Below are 5,776 nucleotides of genomic sequence, written 5' to 3' on the forward strand. Positions count from 1 at the left end.
GCCGTGTGCAGATCGAGGCGCTGCTTGAAGAGCGCAACTTGCCGTTGACGCTTTTGGATGGTCAGTCGCACCTGGCCCTGGCGGCCTGTGATGCTGTGCTGATCGCTTCGGGCACTGCGACCTTGGAAGCCTTGCTGTACAAACGTCCGATGGTCGTGGCCTATCGCTTGGCGCCGCTGACGTTCTGGATTCTCAAGCGCATGGTTAAAAGCCCCTACATCTCCTTGCCGAACCTGTTGGCCCAGCGCCTGTTGGTGCCGGAGTTGTTGCAGGACGATGCGACGCCTGAAGCCCTGGCGCAAACCGTACTTCCCTTGATCGATGGCGGCGAAGAGCAGACCCGCGGCTTTGACGATATTCACCGTACCCTGCGTCGTGATGCGTCGAACCAGGCAGCGGATGCCGTGCTCACCTTGATCGGCGCAAAGCAGGAAACCCTATGACGACGCAAATGGGACTGGATTTCAGCCTGGTTGCCGAAGCCCACGAGCTGGTGGCCGGCGTTGATGAAGTCGGACGCGGCCCGCTCTGCGGCGCTGTTGTCACGGCGGCGGTGATTCTCGACCCGAGCCGTCCGATCCTCGGTCTCAACGACTCGAAAAAACTCACAGAAGCGCGCCGCGAGAAGCTTTTCGACGAGATCTGTGAGAAGGCCCTGAGCTGGCATATTGCTCGGGCTGAAGTCGAGGAAATCGATGAGCTTAATATTCTCCATGCCACCATGCTGGCCATGCAGCGCGCCGTCGAGGGCCTGCACATCACGCCAAAAATGGCGATGATCGACGGTAACCGTTGCCCGAAATTGACGATGCCGGCTGAAGCGGTCGTCAAGGGCGACAGCAAGGTTCCTGCCATTGCTGCGGCCTCGATCCTGGCCAAGGTCAGCCGGGACCGTGAAATGGCTGCTTTCGAATTGATCTACCCCGGCTACGGCATTGGCGGTCACAAGGGTTATCCCACACCCGTTCATCTGGAAGCCTTGGCTCGCCTGGGGCCAACGCCGATCCACCGTCGCTCGTTCGCCCCGGTTCGCCTGGCCTACGAGGCGCGGGAGAGCCTCAACGAGGTGTAGTCGCGAGGCTGATGTTTTGCTCAAGGCCCGGTACAATCCGGGCCTTGTTGTTTCCACGTATAAGACAGGATCACTATGCCGGCTTCATTCGTTCATCTACGCCTGCACACTGAATACTCCCTGGTCGACGGCCTGGTACGGATCAAACCGCTGGTCAAAACCCTGGTGGGCATGAACATGCCTGCGGTGGCGGTGACCGATCAGAACAACATGTGCTCCCTGGTCAAGTTCTACAAGAACGCCATGGGCGCCGGGATCAAGCCGATCTGTGGCGCCGACTTGTGGCTGTCCAACAAAGACCCGGATAACCCCCTGAGTCGCATCAGCCTGCTGGCGATGAACGGCGTCGGTTATCGCAACCTCACCGAACTGATTTCCCGTGGCTTTATCGACGGTCAGCGCAATGGTTCGATCATCATCGAGCGCGAGTGGGTAGCCGAAGCCAGCGAAGGCCTGATCATGCTGTCGGCGGCCAAGGAGGGCGAGATCGGTATCGCGCTGCTCGGCGGTAATCCGCAGGAGGCCGAAGTACTGGCCAGCGAGTGGATGAAGGTCTTCCCCGAGCGTTTCTACTTGGAAGTCCAGCGCACCAACCGTCCCAACGATGAAGAGCATTTGCACGCTGCCGTGGCGCTGGCCGACAAGCTGGGCGCGCCGTTGGTGGCGACCAACGATGTGCGTTTCATCAAGAAAGAAGATTTTGAAGCCCACGAAACCCGTGTGTGCATCGGCGAAGGTCGGGCCCTGGATGACCCGCGCCGCTCGAAAAACTACAGCGAAGAGCAATACCTCAAAAGCGCCGAGGAGATGGCTGAGCTGTTCAGCGACCTGCCCGAGGCCCTGGAAAACTCGGTCGAGATCGCCAAGCGCTGCAACATTGAAGTGAAGCTGGGCAAGCACTTCCTGCCCAACTTCCCGATTCCCGATGGCATGACCATCGACGAGTATTTCCGCAAGGTATCCTTCGACGGCCTGGAGGAGCGGCTGACCGTTCTCCTGCCCAAGGACACCACCGAAGACTACGACGCCAAGCGCCAAGTGTACGTCGATCGGCTGAATTTCGAGCTGGATATCATTATCCAGATGGGGTTCCCCGGTTACTTCCTGATCGTGATGGACTTTATCCAGTGGGCCAAGAACAACGGTGTGCCGGTTGGCCCAGGCCGGGGGTCAGGTGCTGGTTCGCTGGTGGCCTATGTGCAGAAGATCACCGACCTCGACCCGCTGGAATATGACCTGCTGTTCGAACGGTTCCTGAACCCGGAACGGGTTTCCATGCCCGACTTCGACGTCGACTTTTGCATGGACGGCCGTGACCGTGTGATCGAATACGTGGCCGAGAAATATGGCCGCAACGCTGTAAGCCAGATCATCACTTTCGGTTCCATGGCGGCGAAAGCTGTAATCCGTGACGTGGCCCGTGTGCAGGGCAAGTCCTACGGTTTGGCCGATCGCCTGTCGAAGATGATCCCGTTCGAAGTCGGCATGACCCTGGAAAAGGCGTTTGAGCAGGAAGAGATCCTGCGTGACTTCATCAAGGTCGATGAAGAAGCCGCCGAAATCTGGGACATGGCCCGCAAGCTCGAAGGTGTGGTGCGTAACGTCGGTAAACACGCCGGTGGCGTGGTTATTGCCCCGACCAAGCTCACCGACTTCTCGCCGATCTATTGCGATGAAGAAGGCGATGGCCTGGTTACCCAGTTCGACAAGGACGACGTGGAAGCGGCCGGCCTGGTGAAGTTCGACTTCCTGGGGCTGCGGACCCTGACGATCATCGACTGGGCGCTCAAGACCATCAACCGTGACCGCGCCAAGGTCAATGAAGAGCCGCTGGATATTGCGTTTATCCCGCTGGACGACAAACCGACCTACGCCTTGCTGCAAAAAGCCGAAACCACGGCGGTGTTCCAGCTTGAATCCCGGGGCATGAAGGAGCTGATCAAGAAGCTCAAGCCTGACTGCCTTGAAGACTTGATCGCACTGGTGGCCCTGTTCCGTCCGGGGCCTTTGCAATCGGGCATGGTGGATGACTTCATCAACCGTAAGCACGGCCGTGCCGAGCTGGCGTACCCGCACTCCGACTATCAGTACGAGGGCCTCAAGCCAGTACTGGCGCCGACCTACGGCATCATCCTGTACCAGGAACAGGTGATGCAGATCGCCCAGGTGATGGCTGGCTACACCCTCGGTGGCGCGGACATGCTGCGTCGTGCCATGGGTAAGAAGAAGCCCGAGGAGATGGCCAAGCAGCGCGGCGGTTTCATTGAAGGTTGCGCCACCAACAATATCGATGCCGACCTGGCCGGCAACATTTTCGACCTGGTGGAAAAATTCGCCGGTTACGGCTTCAACAAATCCCACTCCGCCGCCTATGGCCTGGTGTCGTACCAAACCGCTTGGCTTAAAGCCCACTACCCGGCGCCGTTCATGGCGGCGGTACTTTCGGCGGACATGCATAACACCGACAAGGTCGTGACCTTGATCGAGGAAGTGCGCACCATGAAGCTGCGCCTCGATGCGCCGGACGTGAACGCCTCGGAGTTCAAGTTCACGGTGAACGACGAAGGCCGTATCATTTATGGCCTGGGCGCGATTAAGGGCGTGGGTGAAGGCCCGGTGGAAGCCATCACCGAAGCGCGCCAGGACGGGCCGTTCAAGGACTTGTTCGACTTCTGCGCGCGGGTTGACCTCAAGCGCATCAACAAGCGAACCCTTGATGGCCTGATCCGCAGCGGTGCCCTCGACCGTCTCGGCCCCTACTTTCATGATGAGCCGAAGGCTTACCAGGCCAACATCGACCGCAACCGTGCGGTACTGTTGACCGCCATGGAAGAGGCGATCAAGGCCGCCGAACAGACTGCCCGTACCCATGACAGCGGTCACGCTGACTTGTTTGGTGGGTTGTTCGTCGAAGAAGACGCCGATGTGTACGCGAACCATCGCAAGGCCAAGGAGCTGACCCTCAAGGAGCGCCTCAAAGGTGAGAAAGACACCTTGGGCCTGTACCTGACCGGTCACCCGATAGACGAATACGAAGGGGAAATCCGTCGTTTTGCCCGTCAGCGCATCATTGACCTGAAGCCTGCACGGGATACCCAGACTGTCGCCGGCATGATCATCGCCCTGCGAGTGATGAAGAACAAGAAGGGCGACAAGATGGGTTTCATCACCCTTGACGACCGTTCGGGACGGATCGAGGCGTCGTTGTTTGCCGATGCGTTCCATTCTGCCCAGTCGCTGCTGCAGACCGACGCCATGGTGGTGGTGGAAGGGGAGGTCAGCAATGATGACTTCTCCGGTGGTCTGCGTCTGCGGATCAAACGGGTGATGAGCATGGAAGATGCCCGTACCAACCTTGCGGAAAGCCTGCGCTTGAAGGTCAAGACCGAGGCGCTCAAGGGCGATCAGCTACGCTGGTTGGGTGACCTGCTCAAACGCCACCGTGGCGCGTGTCCTGTGACCATGGAATACACCGGTAACGATGCCAAGGCGATGTTGCAGTTCGGCGAGACGTGGCGAATTGACCCCGCGGATGGCTTGATTCAAGCTTTGCGTGACCAGTTCGGGCGAGACAACGTCTTCCTCCAATACCGCTGACGGTCAGAGCGCCTGACCTCGGCTGAACATTTAATCTCGACCTAAACGCGCCTCTCCCTTAAGGTAGGGCGCGAATAGACAACCGGCTGGCCAGGCACTCCTTGGCCGTCGACCCAAGACGGACGCTTATGAACCCGAATTTTCTTGATTTCGAACAGCCGATCGCTGACCTGCAAGCCAAGATCGAAGAGCTGCGCCTGGTCGGCAATGACAATTCGCTGAATATCGGCGATGAAATCTCCCGCCTGCAAGACAAGAGCAAAACGCTGACCGAAGACATCTTCGGCAAGCTGACCAGCTGGCAGATCGCGCGCCTGGCTCGCCACCCGCGCCGTCCATACACCCTGGACTACATTGACCATATCTTCACCGAGTTCGACGAGCTGCATGGCGACCGCCACTTCTCCGACGACGCGGCCATCGTGGGCGGTATCGCTCGCCTGGACGACCAACCGGTGATGGTGATCGGTCACCAGAAAGGCCGTGAAGTGCGCGAGAAAGTCCGTCGCAACTTCGGCATGCCGCGTCCGGAAGGCTATCGCAAGGCTTGCCGTCTGATGGAGATGGCTGAGCGCTTCAAGATGCCGATCCTGACCTTCATCGATACGCCGGGTGCTTACCCAGGCATCGACGCTGAAGAGCGCAACCAGAGCGAGGCGATTGCCTGGAACCTGCGCGTCATGGCCCGCCTGAAAACCCCAATCATCGCCACCGTGATTGGTGAAGGTGGTTCCGGCGGTGCACTGGCTATCGGCGTCTGCGACCAGTTGAACATGCTGCAGTATTCGACTTACGCGGTGATCTCGCCGGAAGGTTGTGCTTCGATCCTGTGGAAAACCGCAGAAAAGGCGCCTGACGCTGCAGAAGCCATGGGTATTACCGCTGATCGCCTCAAAGGCCTGGGTATCGTGGACAAAGTGATCGCCGAGCCATTGGGCGGCGCTCACCGTGACCCGGCTGCCGCTGCGGCGACTATCCGCGCTGAACTGGGCTCGCAACTGGCGATGCTCAAGAAGCTGGATAACGAAGCGTTGCTGGCCCGTCGTTACGAGCGTCTGATGAGCTACGGTCTCTGATCAAATACTGATCTGGCAGACAATGCTGTAC

General features: G+C 59.1%; 3 protein-coding genes and 1 pseudogene. All 4 read left to right on the forward strand.

What is annotated here, in order from left to right; translation table 11 throughout:
* Positions 1 to 443, forward strand: a pseudogene (locus tag ACRESD_RS08350) (lipid-A-disaccharide synthase); the annotation flags it as partial.
* Positions 440 to 1,072, forward strand: coding sequence for a ribonuclease HII (gene rnhB, locus ACRESD_RS08355; RefSeq protein WP_431750493.1), 633 nt, complete (start codon positions 440 to 442; stop codon positions 1,070 to 1,072). The pseudogene ACRESD_RS08350 and the gene rnhB, both read left to right, overlap by 4 nt.
* Before the next feature lie 75 nt (positions 1,073 to 1,147).
* Complete coding sequence (gene dnaE, locus ACRESD_RS08360; protein ID WP_431750494.1) at positions 1,148 to 4,669, forward strand: DNA polymerase III subunit alpha; 3,522 nt, start codon at positions 1,148 to 1,150, stop codon at positions 4,667 to 4,669.
* Positions 4,670 to 4,797: 128 nt separating this feature from the next.
* The gene (locus ACRESD_RS08365) at positions 4,798 to 5,745 is read left to right on the forward strand and encodes an acetyl-CoA carboxylase carboxyltransferase subunit alpha (RefSeq protein ID WP_431750495.1); all 948 of its coding nucleotides are present in this window, start codon (positions 4,798 to 4,800) and stop codon (positions 5,743 to 5,745) included.
* Positions 5,746 to 5,776: the final 31 nt, after the last annotated feature.

The organism is Pseudomonas sp. (genome assembly GCF_050739995.1).
Classification (GTDB): domain Bacteria; phylum Pseudomonadota; class Gammaproteobacteria; order Pseudomonadales; family Pseudomonadaceae; genus Aquipseudomonas.